A 20,726-nucleotide genomic window follows, 5' to 3' on the forward strand; every position below is an offset into this window, starting at 1 on the left:
GCCGCGGCGGTGCTGGGCGCGCTGGTGGTGCTGATCTTCCTGCCCAACGGCTGGCAGGGCGGCGCGGCTGACCCCGACCTGTTGCGCCGCGTGCAGGCGCTCGAATCCAACAGCGGCGGCAGCGACAGCGAGGCCGTCTCGCGGCTCGAGGCGCGCATCGCTGCGCTCGAGGATCAGGGCGACGGCGGGCTCGACGACCGGGTCACCGCGCTCGAGGCCCGGCCCCCCGCCACCACCGACCTCGCGCCGCTGGAGGCCCGCATCGCCGCGCTGGAAAGCGCGACCCCGGCCGAGGCCTCGGTCGAGGCGCTCGGTGCCCGGATCGACACGCTGGAATCGGGGATCGACACCCGCATCATGGGCTCGGTCGCCGCCGCCATGGCCGAGGCCCGGGCCGCCATCGACGCCCGGGCTGATTCGCTCGACGCCCGCGAGGAAGATGTCGCCGCCGCCCAGCAGCGCATCGCCCGCCGCGCGGCGCTGGCCGAGTTGGTCGCCGCCGCCGAATCGGGCGCGCCCTCGCCCGGGGCGCTGGAAACGCTGGGCGACGTGCCCGCCGACCTCAGACCGATGGGCGAGGGGCTGCCGACTCTGGCCGAGATCCAGGCGGGTTTCGCGGGCAATGCCCGCCGCGCGCTGGCCGCCGATCCGGTGGCGCCCGGTGCCTCGCTGGGTGAGCGGGTCACGGATTTCCTGCGCGCGCAGACCGGCGCCCGGTCGCTGGCCCCGCGTGAGGGCAACGATACCGACGCCATCCTGTCGCGCGCCGAGGCGCGGGTGCGGGCGGGCGACCTGCGGGGCGCGCTGACCGAGCTTGATGCGCTGAGCGCGGGTCCGGCAGCGGAAATGGCGGCCTGGCGCGGCTCGGTCGATGCACGGCTGGCAGCACTCGCAGCCCTTGCCGAACTTCAGGCGCAGATGGAAAACGGGGAGTAAGCGGCGATGTTCTGGACCGTTCTGAAGATCGTCCTGTTCCTGGCGGTGGTGGCGGGCCTCGTCTGGGGCGCCGAGGCGCTGATGACGCAGGAGGCAGGCCTCCGGCTGGCCGTCGGCAATACCGAATTCACCCTCGGCCCGGTGCAGATGGCCATCGCCGCGTTGCTGCTGCTGGCCGGGCTGTGGCTGCTGATGCGGCTGGTGGGGCTGACCGTCGCCGTCCTGCGCTTCATCAACGGCGACGAGACGGCGATCAGCCGCCATTTCGAACGCAACCGCCGCCGCCGCGGGCTTGAGGCGCTGACCGACGGTTTCATGGCGCTGGCCGCGGGCGAGGGTGAAAAGGCCCTGACCAAGGGCCGCAAGGCCGAGAAGCTGCTGGAAGATCAGGCGCTGACCACGCTGCTGATCGCGCAGGCGGCGCAGGCCAAGGGCAACACCGCGCTGGCCGAGGATTATTACAAGCGCCTGCTGGAAGACGACCGCTCGCGCTTTGTCGGCGTGCAGGGGCTTCTGGCCCAGCAGGTCGAGGCCGGGAATGCCACCAAGGCCCGCAAACTGGCCGAAACCGCGCTGACCCTGCGCCCCGGCCATGCGCCGACCCAGGACCGGCTTCTGATGCTGCAGAACAAGGCGGGCGACTGGTCCGGCGCGCGCCGCACGCTCTTGGAAACCACGCGCTCGGGCCGGTTGCCGAAGCCGGTGTTCAAGCGCCGCGATGCCGTCCTGACCCTGCAACAGGCCGAGGCCGAGCAAGCCGCAGGCAATACCGCGCTGGCGCAGGATCTGGCGATCGAGGCCAACCGCGAATCGCCCGAACTGGTGCCCGCCGCGGTGATGGCCGCCAAGGCGCTGGTCGCCCGCGGCAAGGGGCAGGCCGCCGCCAAGCTGATCAAGCGGGCGTGGAAGGCCCAGCCGCATCCCGAACTGGCGCAGGCCTACGCTGCCATCGCCCCTGACGAGGCCCCGGCCACGCGGCTGAAGCGCTTCGAGCCGCTGCTGGCCCTGACCCCGGGTGCCGAGGCGCAGATGACCCGCGCCGAACTCCTCATCGCGGCCGAGGATTTCCCCGCCGCCCGCCGCGCCATGGCCGATCTGCACGAAACCCACCCGACGCAGCGCGTCATGACCATCATGGCCGCCATCGAACGCGGCGAGGGCTCGCCCGATCAGGTGGTGCGCGGCTGGCTGGCCCGGGCGCTGATCGCGCCGAAGGGTCCGCAATGGGTCTGCGAGAATTGCCACCATGTCCATGCGGGCTGGCACGCGCTCTGCGCCCATTGCGGCGCTTTCGACACGCTGGGCTGGACCGAGACGCCCGACAGCTCCGGCCCCAGTGCGACGGGGACCGAGATGCTGCCGCTTATCGTCGGCGCTCTGCCCGCCGCGGATCTGCCTGAGCCGGTCGAGCCCGAACCCGCCCCGGAGCCCGAGGTCGCCGATGTCACCCCGACCGATCCCGAAAAGGACGATGCCGCGGCCGAGGCCGAGGTGATCGACCTGAACCAGACACGGCGCATGGGCCTCTGATCCCGCGATGCTGCGGGCGAAAAAAGGGGCTGGATACGGCCCCGGCCCGATGCTAAGACCCAGCCACCAGAACGGGGCCCTTCGGCGCCCCGTGGCACCGGGCCGGTGTAGCTCAGCTGGTAGAGCAACGCATTCGTAATGCGTGGGTCGGGGGTTCGAGTCCCTTCACCGGCACCATCCTTCCCTTCGGTTTCATGATCCTTCCCGCCTCGGCGGCGGTTTTCGCATGCGTTCTGTTCGGGACCGGCCGCCCTCGGCCGGTGCCATGTCGCGGGTGCCGAGGCAGAGTCTGTATCCAAGGACCGCCGGTCTGCCACCGGGCAGCGCAGCTGTCATCAAACCTTCACTGGCGCCGGGCAAATGATTCCATTAATCAGGAATCATGGAAACGACAGATGCCGCCCTCGCCTTCTCGACCCTCGGCCATCCCGACCGGCTGGCGGTGTTCCGCCTGCTCATGCGCTTCGCCCCCCGCGGCGTGCGCCCGACCGAGATGGCTCTGGCGCTGGGGCTGAAGGCCAATACGCTCTCGCATCACCTGGCCGATCTGACCGCGGCCGGGCTGGTCGCGGTCGAACGGCAGGGGCGCAGCCTTTACTACTCGGTCGCGCTGGACAGGGCCGAGGCCCTGATCGGCTATCTCGCCCTCGATGTCGGGCGGGGGCGGCCACAGTTCACCGCCCCGGTGCGGGCTCCGCAGGAGGACCGGATCATGCCGGACAAGTCCTATAATGTGCTCTTCATCTGCTCGGGGAATTCGGCGCGCTCGATCTTCGCCGAGGCGCTGCTGCGCGATCTGGGCGGTCCCCGGTTCCACGCCTATTCGGCCGGCACCAACCCCAACAGCAGCCTGAATCCGGTGGCGCTGCAGGTGCTGACGCGCAACGACCATGCGGTCGAGGACCTGCGCTCGAAACATATCTCGGAATTCCAGCAACACGGCGCGCCGGTGATGGATTTCGTCTTCACCGTCTGCGACACCGCCGCGGCCGAGGAATGCCCGCCCTGGCCCGGCCAGCCGATCACCGGCCATTGGGGCGTGCCCGATCCGGTCAAGGCCACCGGCACCGAGGCCGAGAAGGGCATCGTCTTTGCCCGCACCTATGGCGCGCTCCGCCGCCGCATCGCGACCTTCGTCGAGCTGCCGGTCGAGACGCTTGACCGCATGGCGCTGCAGGCCAGCGTCGACGCCCTTTCCCTGACCCAACCGCAGGACTGACCCATGCCCCGCATCGCCCTGAACGGCCTCGGCCGGATCGGCAAACTCGTGCTGCGCGACCTGATCGAGCAGGGAATCGCCGGTGACATCGTGCTTCTGAACGATCCGGCGGGCGATCCCGACCAGCACGCGCTGCTTCTGGAATTCGACAGCGTGCACGGCCGCTGGCCGGCCCGGATCGCCGCTGAACCCGGAGCGCTGACGATCAACGACCACAAGATCCGTCTGACGCAGGAAAAGACGCTCGAGGTGCTGCCGCTCGGCGCCGTGGACATGGTCATCGACTGCACCGGCGTCTTCAAGACCAAGGCGAAACTCGCCCCCTATTTCGCCGCCGGGGTGAAGAAGGTGCTGGTCTCGGCCCCGGTCAAGGAGCCGGGCGCGCTGAACCTCGTCTACGGCATCAACCATGATGGCTACGACCCCGCGCGCCACGACCTGATCACCGCCGCCTCCTGCACCACCAATTGCCTCGCGCCGGTGGTCAAGGTGATCCACGAGGGGCTGGGCATCCGCCATGGCTCGATCACCACGATCCATGACGTGACCAACACCCAGACCATCGTCGACCGCCCGGCCAAGGACATGCGCCGCGCCCGCTCGGCGCTGACCAACCTGATCCCCACGACCACCGGCTCGGCCACGGCGATCACCGTGATCTACCCGGAATTGAAGGGCCGCCTGAACGGCCATGCCGTCCGCGTACCGCTGCTGAATGCCTCGCTCACCGATTGCGTCTTCGAGGTGGAGCGCGCGACCAGCGCCGATGAGGTCAACGCCCTCTTCCAGATCGCCGCCGACGGCCCGCTCAAGGGCATCCTCGGCTTCGAATCGCGCCCGCTGGTGTCGTCGGATTACACCAACGACCCGCGGTCGGCGATCATCGACGGGCCTTCGACCATGGTCATCAACGGCACGCAGGTGAAGATCTACGCCTGGTATGACAACGAATGGGGCTATGCCTGCCGCCTCGCCGATATCGCCCGGATGATCGCGGCCAGCCTCTGACCCCTTCTTTGCGCCTCAAATATCCCGGGGGGTCCGGGGGGCTGGCCCCCCGGTTCCCCGGCCCGGACCCGAGACCCCGCCGATGAACCCGCTCCGCGCCTATGCCGCCGTCACCGCCGCCTACTGGGCCTTCATGCTGTCCGATGGCGCGCTCAGGATGCTGGTCCTCCTGCAATTCAACGGGCTGGGGTTCAGCCCGATCCAACTCGCCTGGCTGTTCCTGCTCTACGAGGTCGCGGGGATCGTCACCAACCTCTACGCGGGCTTCCTTGCCGCCCGCTTCGGCCTTGCCGCCACGCTCTACGCCGGCCTCGCGTTGCAGATCGCCGCGCTGCTGGCCTTGACGCAGCTCGGCCCGGAATGGACGGTCGCGGCCTCGGTCGGCTTCGTGATGGCGGTGCAGGGGGTTTCGGGCGTGGCCAAGGATCTGGCCAAGATGTCGTCCAAATCCGCCGTCAAGCTGCTGGCGCCGGAGGGCGGGCTCTTCCGCTGGGTGGCGGCGCTCACGGGCTCGAAGAACGCGGTCAAGGGCGCGGGCTTCTTCCTCGGCGCGGCGCTGCTGGCCCTGGCCGGGTTCCAGCCCGCGCTCTATGCCATGGCCGGGGTGCTGGCGCTGATCCTCATCGCCGTCGCGCTCTTTTTGCCCAAGGGCCTGCCCGCCCGCGACAAGGGCGCCAAATTCGCCGGCTGGCGCTCGCCCGATCCGCGGGTGAACCGGCTGTCGCTGGCCCGGCTGTTCCTGTTCGGCGCGCGGGATGTCTGGTTCGTGGTCGGGGTGCCGGTCTATTTCCAGTCGGTCCTGTCGGACGGTACGGACGAGGGCCGCCGCTGGGCCTTCTTCGCCATCGGCGGGTTCCTGGCGCTGTGGATCATCGCCTATGGCGCGGTGCAGGCGCTGGCGCCGCGGCTTTTGCAGGGGGGCGAGCCGCAGGCCAAGGCCCGCCGCTGGGCCGCGCTGCTGGTGCCGATCCCCTTCCTGCTGGCCTTGGCAGCGTGGCTTTCGGGCGGGCCGCAGGATTGGCTGACGGCGGTGCTGGTCCTCGGGCTGCTGGCCTTCGGCTTCGTCTTCGCCGTCAATTCCTCGGTCCATTCCTACCTGATCCTGGCCTTCGGGCAGGCCAGCCGGATCACCCGGGACGTCGGCTTCTACTACATGGCCAACGCGGCCGGGCGGCTCTTGGGGACGCTGCTGTCGGGCGTCAGCTATCAGCTGGGCGGCCTGCCGCTGTGTCTGGCCACGGCCGGGCTGCTGGCGGCGGGCGCCTGGATCGTCACGCGCCGCCTTTGACCACCCGCTGGTCGATGGCGCCGAAGAGCGGCGTGCCGTCGGGCAGCTTCGCCTCCATCCGCACCCGGTCGCCGAAGGCCATGAAGGGCGTCCGCGGCGCACCGTGATCGACGATCTCCATCCCGCGCCGCTCGGCGATGCACGACGAGCCGACCTCGCGGTAATTCTGGTTGGCCACGGTGCCCGAGCCGATCACCGTCCCCGCCACCAACTTGCGGGAATAGGCGGCGTGCGCGACCAGATCGTCAAACCCGCAGCCCATTTCGACGCCATTCGCCGCGCCGAACCGCGCGCCGTTCCAGTCGATCATCAGGTCCAGCGCGATCCGCGCTTCGGCCCAGGCCGGGCCCACTTCGTCCGGCGTCACCGCGACCGGCGCCATCGAGGAGGCGGGCTTGGCGTGGATCCAGCCGAAGCCCGTCCGCATCTCGACCGGGGCGATCCGGCGCAGCGACCAGTCGTTGATCTGCACCAGCAGCCGGATATGCTGCCGCGCCTCGGCCGCGCTTACCCCCATCGGCACCGCGTCGGTGATGATCCCGAACTCGCCCTCGAAATCAATCCAGTCGTCTTCGGAGGGCAGCGGCACATCCTCGGCCCCCGCCAGGAATTCATGCGACATGCCCTGATACATCAAGGGCTTGCCCTGGCTGTCGATCGGCGCGGCCTTGAAGGCCTGCATCATCAGCTCGGCATGCGCGGCAAAGGCCGAGCCGTCCAGCCATTGCCAGGCCCGGGGCAGGGGGGCGAGCGCGCGGCCCGGGTCGAAGGCCACGCCGCCGCCCGCGTTCAGCGCGCCGTATTCGGCCTCCAGCGCCGGGGCGAGGGCCTCCCATGCCTCCAGTGCGGCTTGCAGCGTGGTGCAGGCCTTGGCCGGGGCGCAGCGGCTCAGGTCGCGGCTGACCAGATGCAGGCGGCCGTCCTTGCTGCCGTCCGGCAGGGTGGCGAATTTCATGATGGTTCCTCCCAATCGTCCCGGGCGGCACTGTCGCGGCGATTGGGGCCCGGATGCAAGGGGGTCAGGCGCGCTGGATCACCTGCCGCACCGCCTCCATCTTGGCGACGACCGGCGGCGTCAGCACGAAGGGATAGAAGGTCTCGTGCCCCATCGCCTGATTGACGGCGTTGAGCGCGACGGACAGCGCCGCCCAGGCCTCGGCCAGCCGCTCCATCGGCAGGGCGGCCAGATCCGGCAATTCGCCCGGCAGATCCCCCGGCACCAGCCCGAAGGCCCGCGCCGTTTCCAGCCCGTCGAGCAGATGCATCACATGCGCCCAGGTCTCGGCGAAATCTTCCCAAGGGTGGGACGAGGCATAGGCCGAGATGAAATGCGACGCCCAGTCGGCGGGCGGCCCGTCGCGGTAATGCGCCTCCAGCGCGGCGGCGTAATCCTGCCGCTCGTCGCCGAAGGCCGCGCGCAGGGCGTCGAGGCGCGCGGGCGCGCCCTCGGTCAGCACCTGCCAGTAATGATGCGCGACTTCGTGGCGGAAATGGCCGGTGAGGGTCCGGTAGGGCTCGCCCAGCGACTGGCGGATCGCGGCGCGTTCGGCATCGTCGGCCTCGGCGATGTTGAGGGTGATGGTGCCGTTGTCATGGCCGGTCATCACCTTCGGCGCATCGGCTGCCAGCGGATCGCCCTTCAGTTCGAAGACCGGCGCGGGCTGGCCCTGCGCATCGGTCAGCGGCAGGCGCAGGTGATGCAGCGCGCGGATCACCGGGCGCTTGGCGGCCTCCAGCCGGGCCCAGCGCTCGGCATTGCCGGGAACGGTCAGGTCGGGCACGATCAGCGTGTGCTGGCAGGACAGGCACAGCCCCTCGGCGCTTTCCGCCGCCCAGTTGCAGCCGATCGCCTCGCGGTTGGCACAGAAGCCGTCGCCATCGGTCGAGGGCAGAAACCCCCGTCCCGGCGCATAGACCAGGGCCGTGCCGCAGTTCAGGCAGGCGGTATTGGCGAAAAAGACCTCGTGGCCACACGAGGGACAGTCGAAACGACGCATGACAAGCCCTTGAGAGATCGGGTTAGGGTGCCAGTTAACCCGTGAAGGGGCGAGAGGTTTCATCTGCCCCTGAGGACGTGATGCCGATGCCAGCCGATGCCACCCGCCTGCTGACCCTGCGCCCCGAGGGCCTCTATTGTCCCGAGGGCGATTTCTTCATCGACCCCATGCGCCCGGTTCCCCGCGCGCTGATCACGCACGGCCATTCCGACCATGCCCGGTCCGGGCATGGCGCGGTACTGGCCTCGGCGCAGACGCTGGACATCATGGCGATCCGCTACGGCGAGGGGTTCGCCAGCGCGACACAGGCGGCCGAGGGACCGGTCACGCTGGGCGGGGTCGAGGTGCGGTTCCATCCGGCGGGGCATGTGTTGGGCTCCTGCCAGATCGAGGTTCGGGCGGCGGGCGTCAACGCCGTCGTCTCGGGTGATTATTCGCGGGTGCCGAACCCGGCCTGCGCGGCGTTCGAGCCGGTTCCCTGCGACCTTTTCGTCACCGAGGCGACCTTCGCCCTGCCGGTCTTCCACCATCCCCCACCGGGCGACGAGATTGCCCGCCTGCTGGCCTCGGTCGCCGCCTTCCCCGAGCGCGCGCATCTGATCGGCGCCTATGCGCTGGGCAAGGCGCAGCGGGTCATCATGCTGCTGCGGCAGGCGGGTTATGACGCGCCGATCTACATCCACGGCGCCTTGCAGCGGCTCTGCGACTACCATCTGGAACAGGGCATCCCGCTGGGCGACCTGCGCCCGGCGACCATGGACAAGGCCGAGGCGAAGACCCTGCGCGGCGCCGTGGTCATCGCGCCGCCGTCCGCTTTCGCCAGCCCCTGGGTGCAGCGCTTCACCGATCCGGTGATCGCCTTCGCCTCGGGCTGGATGCAGATCCGCGCGCGGGCCCGCCAGCGCGGGGTGGAGCTGCCGCTGGTCATCTCGGACCATGTGGATTGGCCGGACCTGACCCGCACCCTGCGCGAGCTGAACCCCGCCGAGTTCTGGATCACCCACGGCCGCGACGACGCGCTGATGCGCTGGGCGGAACTGGAACAGCGCCGCGCCAGGCCGCTGCATCTGGTGGGCTATGAGGACGAGGCCGAATGAAAGCCTTCGCCGATCTGCTGGAACGCCTCGCCTTCACCCCCGGGCGCAACGCCAAGCTGGCGCTGCTGGAACGCTTCTTCCGCGAGGTGCCGGACCCGGATCGCGGCTATGCGCTGGCCGTGCTGACCGGCGGGCTGGAGACGGGGCAGGCGAAACCGGCGCTGCTTAGGGCGCTGGTGGGCGAACGGGTCGATGCCGAGTTGTTCGCGATGTCCTACGATTTCGTCGGCGATCTGGCCGAGACGATTGCGCTCATTTGGCCCGCCCGGGGCCCGTTGCGCGACGTGCCCCTGACCGAGGTGGTCGAGGGGCTGGCGCGGGCAGGGAAGGCCGAGGTGCCGGGCCTGATGGCCCGTTGGCTCGATGCGCTCGGGCCGTCCGAGCGGCTGGCGCTCATCAAGCTGGTGACGGGCGGGCTGCGTGTGGGGATCTCCGCCCGCCTCGCGCAGACCGGGCTGGCGCGGATCGGCACGATTCCGGTCGAGGATATCGGCGAGCTCTGGGCCGGGTTCACGCCCCCTTACACACCCCTCTTCCGCTGGCTTGAGGGCGGTCCCCGCCCCGAAGTCACCGCCCGCGCCCCGTTCCGACCGGTCATGCTGTCCACGCCGCTGACCGAGGATGACCTCGCCGCGCTCGACCCCGCCGAGTTCGCGGCGGAATGGAAATGGGACGGGATCCGCGTGCAGGCCGTGGCGGAAGGCGGCACCGCGCGGCTCTATACAAGGACTGGCGAGGATATCTCCGCCTCGTTCCCCGATATCGTCAGCCGCATGGATTTCGACGGGGCGCTTGACGGCGAGTTGCTGGTCCGGCGGGGGGATGACGTGGCCCCCTTTGCAGACCTGCAAAAGCGGCTCGGCCGCAAGGCGCCGGGCAAGGCGATGCTTGCCTCGCATCCCGCCGCGCTCAGGCTCTATGACCTGCTGCTGTGGCAGGGCGACGATCTGCGCGCCTTGTCATGGTCCGACCGCCGCGCGCGGTTGGAACGGGCGGTGGCGGGGCTCGATCCCGGGCATTTCGACCTCTCGCCCCGCCTCCGGTTCGCGGATTGGGAGGAACTGGCAGCGCTCCGCGCCGATCCCCCCGCCGCCGTCATCGAAGGCGTCATGCTGAAACGCCTCGACTCGGCCTATGTCGCCGGGCGGCCCCGGGGGCCCTGGTTCAAATGGAAGCGCGCGCCGATGGTGGTGGATGCGGTGATCCTTTACGCCCAGCGGGGCCATGGCAAACGCTCGGGCTTCTATTCCGATTTCACCTTCGGCCTCTGGGACGGCGAGCGGCTGGTGCCGGTCGGCAAGGCCTATTCCGGCTTCACGGATGAGGAGTTGAACAAGCTCGACCGTTTCGTCCGCGCCAATACCATCGACCGTTTCGGCCCGGTCCGGTCGCTGAAACCGGCGCTGGTGGTGGAGGTCGCGTTCGAGGGGCTGAACCGCTCCACCCGCCACAAGTCAGGCGTCGCCATGCGTTTTCCCCGCATCAGCCGCATCCGCTGGGACAAGCCGGCCGCCGAGGCGGACCACCTGACCGCGCTGACCGACATTCTGGACGAGGCCGGCGCATGATCCTGCCCGCGAAATTCCGCGACTGGTTCGCCGCGCGCGGCTGGGCCCCCCATGCGCACCAGCTGGCGCTGCTGGCGGCCACGACCGACACGCTGCTCATCGCCCCCACCGGCGGCGGCAAGACGCTGGCCGGGTTCCTTCCCTCGCTGGTCGATCTGGCGGGCGGCGGCACCGGGTTGCACACGCTCTATATCTCGCCGCTGAAAGCGCTGACCGCCGATATCGCCCGCAACCTTGCCGCGCCGGTGGGCGAGATGGGCCTGCCGATCCGGATCGAGGACCGCACCGGCGATACCTCCAGCACCAAGCGGGCGCGGCAGCGCGTGGACCCGCCGAACATCCTGCTGACCACGCCGGAATCGCTGGCCCTGCTGACCTCGTACCCCGAGGCGCCGAAGATCTTCAAAGACCTGAAGCGTGTGGTGGTGGACGAGATCCACGCGTTGGCGGAATCGAAACGCGGCGACCAGACGATGCTGGGCATCGCCCGGCTGCGGACCCTCGCCCCGGGGCTGACCGTCACTGGCCTCTCCGCCACCGTCGCCGATCCCGACAGCCTCGCCGCCTTCATGGGCGGCGCCACGGTGCTGCGCGCCGACCCCGGCCCCGCGCCGGACATCGCCCTGCTGCCGACCTCCGCCCCCGCGCCCTGGGCTGGGGGCAACGCGCATTACGCGGTGCCCGACGTGATGGCGGCGGTGGAAAAGGCGCGGATGACGCTGATCTTCGTCAACACCCGCGCGCAGGCGGAACTCTTCTTCCAGCAACTGTGGGAGCATAACCCGCAGAACCTGCCCATCGGCCTGCACCACGGATCGCTGGCGCGCGAGGCCCGGCAGCGGGTGGAGCAGGCGATGGCGGCGGGGGCCTTGCGCGCTGTGGTCTGCACCGGGTCGCTCGATCTGGGCATCGACTGGGGCGACGTGGATCTGGTCCTGCAGGTGGGCGCGCCGAAGCTGGTCACGCGGCTGGTGCAGCGGATCGGGCGGTCGAACCACCGCTACGACGCCCCGTCGAAAGCGCGGCTGGTGCCCGCCAACCGCTTCGAGGTGATCGAAAGCGTCGTCGCGCTGGAGGCCGTGCAGGCGGGCGATCTGGACGGGGAAAAGCGGGGGCCGGGGCCGCTCGATGTGCTCTGCCAGCACATCCTGCTGACCGCCTGTTCCGGTCCCTTCGACGCCGAGGCGCTGTATCACGAGTTCCGCAGCGCCGGCCCCTATCGCAACCTCTCGCGACAGGATTTCGACGCCTGCCTCGATTTCTGCGCCACCGGCGGCTACGCGCTGAAGGCCTATGACCGCTGGCAACGGCTGATGCTGCGCGGCGGCCTGTGGTACTTGCGCGACCCCCGCGTCGCGAAGCTCATCCGCCTCAACATCGGTACCATCACCGACCCCGAACACCTGAACGTCCGCATGGCCCGCTCGCGCGGCGGTGCCCCGCTCGGCACGGTCGAGGAGAGTTTCGCGGCCTCCCTCGAACCCGGCGACACCTTCCTGATCGGCGGCAAGGTCATGGCTTTCGAGCGCCTGCGCGACATGGTGGTGGAGGTCGGCCATTCCCCCCGCAAGCAACCCCGAATCGCCGTCTTCAGCGGGGTGAAGATGGCGAGTTCGCTCAAGGTCTCGCACCGCATTCAGGCGCTGATCGGCGATCCGGGGCGCTGGGACGTGCTGCCGCCCGACCTGCGCGACTGGCTGGAAACCCAGCGCCGCCTGTCGGTCCTGCCCCGGGCCGGCGTGCTGGCCTGCGAGACGTTTCCGCGCGGCGACCGCTGGCATTTCACCCTCTACGGGTTCGCGGGCCGCAACGCGCATCAGACCCTCGGCCTGCTCCTGACCCGGCAGATGGAGGCGCTGGGCCTCGGCCCGCTCGGCTTTGTCCCCAGCGATCATGCGCTGATGATCTGGTCCGTCGACCCCCTCACCGACCCCGCCCGCTTGCTCAACGCCGAGGCCCTGCGCGAGGGGCTGGACGGCTGGCTGTCTGGCAATTCGCTGATCAAGCGGAGCTTCCGCAATGTCGCCACCATCGCGGGCCTCATGCAGCGCAACCTGCCGGGGCAGCGGCGGTCCGGCAAGCAGGCGACCTTTTCCTCGGACATCATCCATGACACCCTGCGGCGGCATGACCCCGACCATCTTCTGCTGCGGATCACCCGTGACGATGCACGGCGGGGGTTGGTGGATTTCTACCGGATCGAGGATATGCTGCTGAGCAACCCGTTGATAGATCACGCCATGGCGCCGCATGTGACGCCCTTGTCGGCGCCCCTGATCCTGGAAATCGGCAAGGTCTCGGTCGAGGGGGAGGGCCGCGAACGGCTGATGGCGCGCGAGGCGGAGCGGCTGATGGCCGAGGCGGGGCTGGCATGACCCATCCCCTGACCTTCGCCGGACAAGGTTTCGAGGCCCGGCCTGCCGGGACCCTCTGGTGGCCCGCGACGCAGACGCTGATCGTCGCCGACCTGCATCTGGGCAAGTCGGCGAGGATGGCGGCGCGGGGTGGTGCCCTGCTGCCCCCGCACGAGGACGAGGACACGCTGTCGCGGCTGGAGGCGGAACTGGCAGCGCTGCCGGTGGCGCGGGTCCTGTCGCTGGGCGACGCTTTCGAGGATGACGCGGCGCCCGAGGCGCTGAGCCCTGCGAACCGGGCGCGGCTGGGGGACATGGCCCGGGGCCGCACCTGGGTCTGGGTCACCGGCAACCACGACGGCGGGGCGCTGCCGGGGTTGGGCGAGATTCTTTCGGAAATCCACGAAGAAGGCATCGCCTTCCGCCATATCGCGGGCGAGGGGCCGGACATCAGCGGCCATTACCACCCCAAGGCGCAGCTGGCCGGGCAGAGGCGCCCGGCGTTCCTCTGGGGGCAAAGCCATCTGATCCTGCCCGCTTTCGGCACCTATACCGGCGGCCTCGATTGCGAGGCGCCGCCGCTGGCCGATCTGGTCGGCCCGGGGCTGGCGCTGCTGACGGGCACGCGGATCATGGCCCGCCCCCTCACCCCCGGCACGAGGCGGCGGGCATGAGCGGGAGCTGGCTCAACGCCCTGCCGCGGCTGGCGATGCGGGTGGCCGTGCGGATGTACCGGGAGGTCATCAGCGACCAGATCGGCCTTCTGGCCGCGGGCATCGCCTTTTACGCGCTGTTGGCGATCTTTCCCGCCATGGCCTCGGTCCTGGCGATCCTGGGTATCTTCTTTTCCGCGACCGAGATCACCGGTCCGGTCGAAACCGCCACCGCCGCCATCCCGCCCAGCGCCGCCAGCCTGATCCGCGAACAAGCCTCCAGCATCGTCGCCTCCGACCACAGCGCGCTGGGCGTCACCGCCGCCGTCGGCCTGATTGCCGCGCTCTATGCCACGGCGCGGGGCATGCGGCACCTCATTCAGGGCCTGAACGTCGCCTTCAACGAGACGGAGACGCGCGGCCTGATCATGCGCTGGCTGGCGATCATCCTGCTGGCGGTCTTTGTCATCGGCGGGGCGCTGATGGGGATGGCGGCCATCGCGGTGATCCCGGTGCTGCTGGCGCTCTTTCCCGAAGAGGTGCAAGCGCAGAGCATCGTCTCGGTGATCCGCTGGGTCGCGCTTTTCTCGATCAGCACGGCGGGGATCGCGGTGATCTACCGCTTCGGCCCCGACCGGCAACACCGCAGCTGGCACTGGACGCTGCCGGGGGCGGTGGTGGCCTGTCTGCTGTGGGTCATCGCCTCGGCCGGGTTCTCGCTCTATGCCGAGAATTTCGCCAGCTACCAGCGCAGTTTCGGCGCGCTGACCGGGGTGATCGTGCTGCTGACCTGGCTCTGGCTCTCGACCTATGTGCTGCTTCTGGGCGCCGAACTGAACGCGGCGCTGGAGGCGGTCTTTCACGGCGAGCGCAAACGCAGGGCGGGCGCAACCGAAGGTGCGCCCGCCGAGTCAGTGCCCCGGGATTGAGGCTCAGAAGGTCAGGACACGGTGGACGCCCAGATCCGGCGTCTCGTCCTTGGACAGATTGGCCTTCAGCACCTCGAAGCCGAATTTCACCGGATTGCCGGTGCTGCCCCAGAGCGCCGCATCGACCAGATTGAGGCGCAGCATGGTCAGCATCGGGTCCTCCTTGCCGCCCTTGAACCAGGCGGCGGCGACGGGGGACCAGTATTCGTCCAGCTTGGCGCGGTTCAGATCCTCGGCCAGATGCCCGGCGAGGCAGGCGTCGAACCCGTGCTTTTCGTCCATGACGCAGAAATGCGCCCGGGCACCCGGCGTCAGGCTGCGCACCAGATCGGTGTCCTTCGAGGTCAGGAACCACAGCCGGTTTTGCGGCCAGTCGGCGAAATGGGTCATGGGCTGCATGTGCTGGGCCGAGCCCTGCACCCCCAGCATCCCGGCGCGGACCTTTTCCAGCCCGTCTTTCAGGGCTTCGCGCGGATCTTCGGTGATGGCGGCATAGGCGTTCATCGCATTGTCCTTTCGGTTGGCGTTTCGCTGTTGTCAGGAAAACGCGCCACCCTGCCGCCTGTTCCCCTCAGGCCCCGTCCCGCGCCGCCTCGATCCGCTGGCGGTCGGTTTCGGTGTCCTGCGGCGAGGGCGGGGTCCAGCCGCGCTCGTGCCGCTCGCGGAAGGCACCCAGCGCGGCGCCGGGCTCCATCACCTCGTTCATCTCGCGCACCTTCTGCACATAGGCGGGGTTCTGCGTCTCGGGGATATCCGGGTCCCAGACCTGCGCCAGTTCGTAGAGCGCGTGGCGGTCGGCCTTGACGAAGGACCGTGCCAGCCGCTCGGCCTCGAACGGATGCATGCCCAGCGCCTCATAGGCCGAACGCCCGGCGCGGACCGAGCTGTCGAAGGTCTCGCGGATCACGTCCCGGCACCCGGCGTTGTAAAGCTGGTAGACATGGTGCCGGTCCCGCGCCCGGGCGATGACATGGACATGCGGGTGATTCTGCGTGACGTGATGCACGATCGCCACCGCCTGCGCCGGGTCGTCGATGGCCACGACCAGCAGCTTCGCCTCCTCAATCCCCGCCGCATGCAGCAGGTCGGGGCGCGAGGCATCGCCGTAATAGACGTTGAAGCCGAAGACCCTGAGCATGTCGAGCTGCGCCGCCGAATGGTCCAGCACCGTCGTCTTGTAGCCCGCGGCCAGCAGCATCCGGTTGACGATCCCGCCGAAGCGCCCGTGCCCGGCGATGATCGCGGTGCCCTTTTCGGTGATCTCGTCATCCTCGCGGTCGGCCGGCCGGTCGAAGGCGGGGCGGATCACCTTTTCATGGAGGATGAAGAGGGCAGGCGTCAGCATCATCGACAGGGTGATGATCAGGTTCAGCCGCGGCGCCATCGCCTCAGGCAGGACCAGGTTGGACACCGCGAAGGAGGTCAGCACGAAGCCGAATTCCCCCGCCTGCGCGAGGCCAAGGCCGAAAAGGAACTTCTCGGACCCCCTCAGCGCGAAGATCCGGGCAAGGACCAGCAGCACCAGCGCCTTGGCCCCCATCACCGCCAGCGTCAGCCCGAGGATCGGCAGCAAATCGTCCCACAGCATCTGGAAATTGATCGCGGCGCCCACGGTCATGAAGAAGAGGCCCAGCAGCAGGCCGCGGAACGGGTCGATGTCCGATTCCAGCTCGTGCCGGTATTCGCTGTTGGCCAGCACGACGCCCGCGAGGAAGGTGCCCAGCGCCGGGGACAGGCCGACCAGCGTCATCAGCAGGGCGATGCCGACCACGAACATCAGCGCGGTGGCCACGAAGATCTCGCGCAGGCGGGCCTTGGCGATGTAGCGAAACAGCGGCCGGGTCAGGAACATCCCCCCGGCGATGACCAGCGCAATCGCACCGGCGGTGACCAGCGCCGCCTGCCAGCCCGCCAGATCCGCGACCAGCGACAGCCCCGCGCCGTGCCCGTCCTCGGCGCCGGCGTGATGCGCGCCGGGCATCGCCAGCAGCGGCACCAGCGCCAGAATGGGGATCACGGCAATGTCCTGGAACAGCAGGACCGAGAAACTGGCCTGCCCGCCGTCGCCCCTCAGCAGCCCTTTCTCGGCCAGCGTCTGCAACACGATGGCGGTCGAGGACATGGCCAGGATCAGCCCGACCGCCACGGCGATCCGCCAATCCATCTGAAAGGCGATCAGCACGCCCGCGATCAGCGCCGCCGTCAGCCCCACCTGCAGCCCGCCCAGACCAAGGAGGCGGTTGCGCATCTCCCACAGGCGTTTCGGTTCCAGCTCCAGCCCGACGAGGAACAGCATCATCACCACGCCGAATTCGGCGAAATGCTGGATCGAGACGACATCCACCTCCAGCAGCAGCAGGATCGGGCTCAGCGCGATCCCGGCGATCAGGTAGCCCAGCACCGAGCCCAGCCCCAAAGCCGTGGCGATCGGCACTGCGGCGACCCCGGCGATCAGGAACAGGAAGGCGAGCAGCAGGAAATCGGACATCAGTTGATCCCCATCAGCGGCAGCGTGTCATGGGTGAGAATGTCGGCGCTTTCGGCGGCGCGCAGGTCCAGCCGTTCGTCCCTGAGCGCGGTCATCAGCCTGAGGAAGCCCAGCGCATGCGCCTCGGGCTCGGTCTTGAGGGCGCCGTGCAGGACATAGGGCGCCAGGAACCGCATCTGCGCCAGCCGCGCCGCCTGTTCGAAGGGCGTCAGGAACGTCCGCAGCTCGTAATGCTGGTAGCCCTCGGTGCTGTAGGCCTCCTGCGGGCCGCCGGTGGTCACCGCCAGCATCAGCACCTTGCCCTTCAGCCGGTCGCCGCCCCGCCCATAGGCAAAGCCATGCTCCCAGACCAGATCCAGCCATTCCTTGACCAGCGCCGGGCAGGAATACCAGAACAGCGGGAATTGCAGGACGATCACGTCATGCGCCAGCAGCCGCTCCTGTTCGTCCTCGATGTCGATATCGTAGCGGGGATATTCCGCATAGAGGTCCAGCGAGGTGATCCTCTCCAGCCCCCTGATCCGCTTCAGCATGGCGCTGTTGGCGCTCGAGGTTCCGGGGCTGGGATGGGCGGCGTAATGCAGCAGACGGGCCATGGCGGCTCCTTGCGGGGAATGACCTAATCTGAGGCGGAAACCCGGCGGCGGCAATGGCGTGCTTGCGGTATACTTGTGCAGGAAAGTGCATCAGAAGAACAAACAACTTGCAAATTGACCGCATCTTTGCACTATATCGCACAGCGGCGGCGCGAGTCTGCGCCCGGCCCGGGAGGGGGCCGTGCCCGCGCGGGAGGATTTTGATGAACGAGAACGCAGCCGTCTATTTCGTAGACCGCCACGTGACCGAAGGACGCGCCGCCAAGACCGCCTTTCGCGAGGCCGACGGCGCCAGACGCAGCCTGAGCTATGGCGACCTGGCCGCGCAATCCGCCGCCTTCGCGGGCGCGCTGGGCCGCCATGGTGTCCGGCGTGAGGAGCGGATCGCGATGATCGTCCGCGACCAGATCGAATTCCCGGTGGTCTTCTGGGGCGCGCTGAAGGCGGGGGCCATCCCGGTGCCCCTGAACACGCTCCTCTCGGCCTCGGTCTACGAGGCGATCCTGAACGACAGCCGCGCCTCGATCCTCGTGGTCTCGGAACAGCTGTGGGAAACGGTGAAACCGGCCATCGACGGCAACCGCTTCCTGCGGGCCGTGGTGGTGATCGGCGACAAGCAGGAATGCGGCACCGAATGCGTCAGCTACGCCGATTTCGTCGCTGGGGCCGAGCCGGTGGAAACGGTCGAGACCCATGGCGACGAACTGGCCTTCTGGCTCTATTCCTCGGGTTCCACCGGCGTGCCGAAGGGGGTGCGCCACATCCATTCCAGCCTGAAGGCGACGGTCGACACCTTCGGCAATCAGGTGCTGGGCATCCGCGAGGACGACACCGTCTTCAGCGCCGCGAAGATGTTCTTCGCCTATGGGCTGGGCAATGCCATGTCCTTCCCGATGGCGGCGGGGGCGACCACGGTGATCTTCGCCGGACGCCCGACCCCGGATGCGGTGTTCGCTATCCTCGCGCAGGAAAAGCCGACGATCTTCTGCGGCGTGCCGACGCTCTATGCCGCGCTGGTGGCCGAGCAGGAGAAGAAGGGCACCGCGCCCGTCCATTCCCTGCGCCTCTGCACCTCGGCCGGCGAGGCGCTGCCGCGCGATATCGGCGAGCGCTGGGAAAAGCTCTGGGCGGCCGAGATCGTCGATGGCGTCGGTTCGACCGAGATGCTGCATATCTTCCTGTCGAACCGTCCGGGCGACATCGTCTATGGCACCTCGGGCGTGGCGGTGCCGGGCTATGAGGTGCGGCTGGTTGACGAACACGATCAGGACGTGCCCGAGGGCGAAGTCGGTGAACTCCTGGTCCGCGGCCCGTCTAGTGCCGAGGGCTATTGGAACCGTCGTTCCAAGAGCATGAGCACCTTTCAGGGCCACTGGACCCGGACCGGCGACAAATACGAGCGCACCAAGGACGGCCGTTTCGTCTATTGCGGGCGCACGGATGACATGTTCAAGGTCTCGGGCATCTGGGTCTGCCCGTTCGAGGTCGAACAGGCGCTGGTCGAATATCCCGGCATTCTGGAAGCCGCCGTCGTGGCCCGCGCCGATGAGAAGGACCTCATCAAGCCCGCCGCCTATGTCGTGCTGAAAGAGGGCGCCACGCTCGATGCCGAGGCGCTCAAGGACCACATCAAGGGAAAGATCGGCATGTGGAAATACCCCCGTTGGGTCAACGTGGTGGACGAACTGCCCAAGACCGCGACCGGCAAGATCCAGCGCTTCAAGCTGCGGGACACGGAGGCTGCGGCATGATCGACTGGAACGCGGGCAAGGGCTGGCTGACGGCAGGCGGCAAGCGGCTGGAATGGGCGTGCTGGGGCAACCGCGACGCGGGGCCGGTGATCGTTCTGCTGCACGAGGGGCTGGGTTGCCTCGCGCTCTGGCGGGACTTTCCTGAGAAGTTGGCGCAGGCCACCGGCCTCGGCGTCTTTGCCTTCTCCCGCGCCAATTACGGCCAGTCGGAGGCGGGCGATCTGCCGTTCCCCATCGACTACATGACCCGTCAGGCCCAGGACGTCCTGCCCGGGGTTCTGGACCAGATCGGCGCTGCCCATTACGTGCTGATGGGCCATTCCGACGGCGCCACCATCGCTGCGGAATACGCCGGCCGGGTCGAGGATTTCCGCGTCCGCGGCATCGTCCTGATGGCGCCGCATGTCTTCACGGAGCCCATGGGGCTGGCCGAAATCCGCCGCGCGGCCGAGGCTTTCGGGCCCGAGATGGCGGCCAGGATGGGCAAGTACCACCGCGACCCGGAAGCCAGCTTCCGCGGCTGGAACGACGCCTGGCTGAACCCCGAATTCGCCGCTTGGGACGTGAGCGAGGTCATCGACTACCTGCGCGTCCCGGCACTGGTCATTCAGGGCGTGGACGACCAATACGGCACCATGAAGCAGGTCGCGGAATTCGAGTCGCGGTCTTACGCGCCGGTCGATGTGCTGGCGCTGGAAGATTGCCGCCATTCGCCGCACTTCGACCAGCCCGAGGCAGTGCTGGATGCGGTTCGCTTCTTCACCGCCCGCCTGATGGCGCATGCGGCCGCGCAGCCCGAGGGCGTGTGACCCCGCTGCCGCCCGCGCCGCATCTGCCGGGCCGCAACCCGCGCCCGGATCCGGCGATCTTTGCCGATGCCCTCACGGGGCTCGAGGCGCTCTCGCCCGAGGCTCTGGCCGTCAGCCCCGCCTTTCAGGGCGGGCTTTCGGCCTTTCGCGCGGGCTATTACTGGGAGGCGCATGAATTCTGGGAAGGGATCTGGTCCGCCCTGCCGCAGGCCTCGGCCGAGCGGGAACTCATGCGCGGTCTGATCCAGCTGGCCAATGCCGGGCTCAAGCGCCGCATGGGCCGCGAAGCCGCCGCCGCCCGCATCCTGCCGCTGGCCGAGGCTGCCCTGCGCGAAGGGTTCCGGCGCGGCGGTGAGTCGGTCATGGGGCTGGATCGGCGGCAGGTTGCCGGGCTTGAGGCCCGTATCCAGGCTGAAAGTGCATTATAGTGCAGATATTGCACCGGATTCGGTGGAAATATTTTGCACTTTCGGCCATGAATCGGCAAAATAGGTATTTACCGC

18 protein-coding genes and 1 tRNA gene are annotated in these 20,726 nt (G+C 68.8%); 14 read left to right on the forward strand and 5 right to left on the reverse strand.

What is annotated here, in order from left to right; genetic code table 11:
* The 6 genes from VDQ18_RS11105 to arsJ all read left to right on the forward strand — a co-directional run.
* On the forward strand, nucleotides 1–936 hold a 936-nt coding region (locus VDQ18_RS11105), incomplete at its 5' end, for a COG4223 family protein (protein ID WP_416235102.1).
* Nucleotides 937–942: 6 nt separating this feature from the next.
* Nucleotides 943–2,466 (forward strand): heme biosynthesis protein HemY, encoded by a 1,524-nt coding sequence (locus tag VDQ18_RS11110; protein WP_323021005.1) that lies wholly within the window; start codon nucleotides 943–945, stop codon nucleotides 2,464–2,466.
* Nucleotides 2,467–2,567: 101 nt separating this feature from the next.
* Nucleotides 2,568–2,643: transfer RNA gene (locus VDQ18_RS11115), tRNA-Thr, on the forward strand.
* A 205-nt stretch (nucleotides 2,644–2,848) separates the two neighbouring features.
* The gene (locus VDQ18_RS11120) at nucleotides 2,849–3,685 is read left to right on the forward strand and encodes a metalloregulator ArsR/SmtB family transcription factor (protein ID WP_323021006.1); all 837 of its coding nucleotides are present in this window, start codon (nucleotides 2,849–2,851) and stop codon (nucleotides 3,683–3,685) included.
* 3 nt (nucleotides 3,686–3,688) lie between these two features.
* Nucleotides 3,689–4,693: an ArsJ-associated glyceraldehyde-3-phosphate dehydrogenase gene (locus VDQ18_RS11125; RefSeq protein ID WP_323021007.1), complete on the forward strand. Its 1,005-nt coding sequence runs from the start codon at nucleotides 3,689–3,691 to the stop codon at nucleotides 4,691–4,693.
* 82 nt (nucleotides 4,694–4,775) lie between these two features.
* A complete protein-coding gene (arsJ, locus tag VDQ18_RS11130) occupies nucleotides 4,776–5,981 on the forward strand; it encodes an organoarsenical effux MFS transporter ArsJ (protein ID WP_323021008.1) in 1,206 nt (401 codons plus the stop codon).
* On the opposite strand, the gene VDQ18_RS11135 is transcribed toward arsJ, so the two are convergent.
* Together VDQ18_RS11135 and VDQ18_RS11140 are read right to left on the reverse strand one after the other, a co-directional pair.
* Complete coding sequence (locus tag VDQ18_RS11135) at nucleotides 5,965–6,936, reverse strand: fumarylacetoacetate hydrolase family protein (protein WP_323021009.1); 972 nt, start codon at nucleotides 6,934–6,936, stop codon at nucleotides 5,965–5,967. The two genes, arsJ and VDQ18_RS11135, sit on opposite strands and share 17 nt — an antisense overlap.
* A gap of 64 nt (nucleotides 6,937–7,000) precedes the next feature.
* Nucleotides 7,001–7,978, reverse strand: coding sequence for a zinc-binding metallopeptidase family protein (locus VDQ18_RS11140; RefSeq protein ID WP_323021010.1), 978 nt, complete (start codon nucleotides 7,976–7,978; stop codon nucleotides 7,001–7,003).
* A gap of 86 nt (nucleotides 7,979–8,064) precedes the next feature.
* Here VDQ18_RS11140 and VDQ18_RS11145 point away from each other — a divergent pair, with 86 nt between their 5' ends.
* Genes VDQ18_RS11145 through VDQ18_RS11165 form a run of 5 tightly spaced genes read left to right on the forward strand, consistent with a single transcriptional unit; the run spans nucleotide 8,065 to nucleotide 14,579 of the window.
* Nucleotides 8,065–9,075 (forward strand): ligase-associated DNA damage response exonuclease, encoded by a 1,011-nt coding sequence (locus VDQ18_RS11145; protein ID WP_416235103.1) that lies wholly within the window; start codon nucleotides 8,065–8,067, stop codon nucleotides 9,073–9,075.
* Nucleotides 9,072–10,643 carry a cisplatin damage response ATP-dependent DNA ligase gene (locus tag VDQ18_RS11150; protein ID WP_323021012.1) on the forward strand — a complete coding sequence of 524 codons (1,572 nt, stop codon included), beginning with the start codon at nucleotides 9,072–9,074 and terminating at the stop codon, nucleotides 10,641–10,643. Before VDQ18_RS11145 ends, VDQ18_RS11150 begins: the two co-directional genes overlap by 4 nt.
* Nucleotides 10,640–13,018 carry a ligase-associated DNA damage response DEXH box helicase gene (locus VDQ18_RS11155; RefSeq protein WP_323021013.1) on the forward strand — a complete coding sequence of 793 codons (2,379 nt, stop codon included), beginning with the start codon at nucleotides 10,640–10,642 and terminating at the stop codon, nucleotides 13,016–13,018. Before VDQ18_RS11150 ends, VDQ18_RS11155 begins: the two co-directional genes overlap by 4 nt.
* Nucleotides 13,015–13,671 carry a ligase-associated DNA damage response endonuclease PdeM gene (gene pdeM, locus VDQ18_RS11160; RefSeq protein ID WP_323021014.1) on the forward strand — a complete coding sequence of 219 codons (657 nt, stop codon included), beginning with the start codon at nucleotides 13,015–13,017 and terminating at the stop codon, nucleotides 13,669–13,671. The genes VDQ18_RS11155 and pdeM overlap by 4 nt, the downstream gene beginning before the upstream one ends.
* Entirely contained in the window at nucleotides 13,668–14,579 is a 912-nt protein-coding gene (locus tag VDQ18_RS11165) for a YihY/virulence factor BrkB family protein (protein WP_323021015.1), read from the forward strand. Before pdeM ends, VDQ18_RS11165 begins: the two co-directional genes overlap by 4 nt.
* A gap of 3 nt (nucleotides 14,580–14,582) precedes the next feature.
* Here the strand turns inward: VDQ18_RS11165 and VDQ18_RS11170 are convergent, their stop codons facing one another.
* The 3 genes from VDQ18_RS11170 to VDQ18_RS11180 form a co-directional block, all read right to left on the reverse strand.
* A complete protein-coding gene (locus VDQ18_RS11170) occupies nucleotides 14,583–15,083 on the reverse strand; it encodes a pyridoxamine 5'-phosphate oxidase family protein (RefSeq protein WP_323021016.1) in 501 nt (166 codons plus the stop codon).
* A gap of 67 nt (nucleotides 15,084–15,150) precedes the next feature.
* The gene (locus VDQ18_RS11175) at nucleotides 15,151–17,067 is read right to left on the reverse strand and encodes a cation:proton antiporter (RefSeq protein WP_323021017.1); all 1,917 of its coding nucleotides are present in this window, start codon (nucleotides 17,065–17,067) and stop codon (nucleotides 15,151–15,153) included.
* On the reverse strand, nucleotides 17,067–17,663 hold the full coding sequence (locus VDQ18_RS11180) for an NAD(P)H-dependent oxidoreductase (protein WP_323021018.1): 597 nt from the start codon (nucleotides 17,661–17,663) through the stop codon (nucleotides 17,067–17,069). The genes VDQ18_RS11175 and VDQ18_RS11180 overlap by 1 nt, the downstream gene beginning before the upstream one ends.
* 203 nt (nucleotides 17,664–17,866) lie before the next feature.
* Between VDQ18_RS11180 and VDQ18_RS11185 the strand changes: the two genes are divergently transcribed.
* The 3 genes from VDQ18_RS11185 to VDQ18_RS11195 are packed head-to-tail and all read left to right on the forward strand — an operon-like array spanning nucleotide 17,867 to nucleotide 20,651.
* Nucleotides 17,867–19,414 carry a benzoate-CoA ligase family protein gene (locus VDQ18_RS11185; RefSeq protein WP_323021019.1) on the forward strand — a complete coding sequence of 516 codons (1,548 nt, stop codon included), beginning with the start codon at nucleotides 17,867–17,869 and terminating at the stop codon, nucleotides 19,412–19,414.
* Nucleotides 19,411–20,223 (forward strand): alpha/beta hydrolase, encoded by an 813-nt coding sequence (locus tag VDQ18_RS11190; RefSeq protein ID WP_323021020.1) that lies wholly within the window; start codon nucleotides 19,411–19,413, stop codon nucleotides 20,221–20,223. The genes VDQ18_RS11185 and VDQ18_RS11190 overlap by 4 nt, the downstream gene beginning before the upstream one ends.
* Complete coding sequence (locus tag VDQ18_RS11195; protein ID WP_323021021.1) at nucleotides 20,220–20,651, forward strand: DUF309 domain-containing protein; 432 nt, start codon at nucleotides 20,220–20,222, stop codon at nucleotides 20,649–20,651. The genes VDQ18_RS11190 and VDQ18_RS11195 overlap by 4 nt, the downstream gene beginning before the upstream one ends.
* The last annotated feature ends 75 nt before the right edge of the window (nucleotides 20,652–20,726 follow it).

It is taken from the genome of Pararhodobacter sp. (assembly GCF_034676075.1).
In the GTDB taxonomy this organism is placed as follows: Bacteria; Pseudomonadota; Alphaproteobacteria; order Rhodobacterales; family Rhodobacteraceae; genus Pararhodobacter.

Coding starts and splice junctions, on each gene's coding strand:
- VDQ18_RS11110 (WP_323021005.1), top strand. CDS start 943: ATGTTCTGGACCGTTCTGAAGATCGTCCTGTTCCTGGCGGTGGTGGCG.
- VDQ18_RS11120 (WP_323021006.1), top strand. CDS start 2,849: ATGGAAACGACAGATGCCGCCCTCGCCTTCTCGACCCTCGGCCATCCC.
- VDQ18_RS11125 (WP_323021007.1), top strand. CDS start 3,689: ATGCCCCGCATCGCCCTGAACGGCCTCGGCCGGATCGGCAAACTCGTG.
- arsJ (WP_323021008.1), top strand. CDS start 4,776: ATGAACCCGCTCCGCGCCTATGCCGCCGTCACCGCCGCCTACTGGGCC.
- VDQ18_RS11135 (WP_323021009.1), bottom strand. CDS start 6,936: ATGAAATTCGCCACCCTGCCGGACGGCAGCAAGGACGGCCGCCTGCAT.
- VDQ18_RS11140 (WP_323021010.1), bottom strand. CDS start 7,978: ATGCGTCGTTTCGACTGTCCCTCGTGTGGCCACGAGGTCTTTTTCGCC.
- VDQ18_RS11145 (WP_416235103.1), top strand. CDS start 8,065: ATGCCAGCCGATGCCACCCGCCTGCTGACCCTGCGCCCCGAGGGCCTC.
- VDQ18_RS11150 (WP_323021012.1), top strand. CDS start 9,072: ATGAAAGCCTTCGCCGATCTGCTGGAACGCCTCGCCTTCACCCCCGGG.
- VDQ18_RS11155 (WP_323021013.1), top strand. CDS start 10,640: ATGATCCTGCCCGCGAAATTCCGCGACTGGTTCGCCGCGCGCGGCTGG.
- pdeM (WP_323021014.1), top strand. CDS start 13,015: ATGACCCATCCCCTGACCTTCGCCGGACAAGGTTTCGAGGCCCGGCCT.
- VDQ18_RS11165 (WP_323021015.1), top strand. CDS start 13,668: ATGAGCGGGAGCTGGCTCAACGCCCTGCCGCGGCTGGCGATGCGGGTG.
- VDQ18_RS11170 (WP_323021016.1), bottom strand. CDS start 15,083: ATGAACGCCTATGCCGCCATCACCGAAGATCCGCGCGAAGCCCTGAAA.
- VDQ18_RS11175 (WP_323021017.1), bottom strand. CDS start 17,067: ATGTCCGATTTCCTGCTGCTCGCCTTCCTGTTCCTGATCGCCGGGGTC.
- VDQ18_RS11180 (WP_323021018.1), bottom strand. CDS start 17,663: ATGGCCCGTCTGCTGCATTACGCCGCCCATCCCAGCCCCGGAACCTCG.
- VDQ18_RS11185 (WP_323021019.1), top strand. CDS start 17,867: ATGAACGAGAACGCAGCCGTCTATTTCGTAGACCGCCACGTGACCGAA.
- VDQ18_RS11190 (WP_323021020.1), top strand. CDS start 19,411: ATGATCGACTGGAACGCGGGCAAGGGCTGGCTGACGGCAGGCGGCAAG.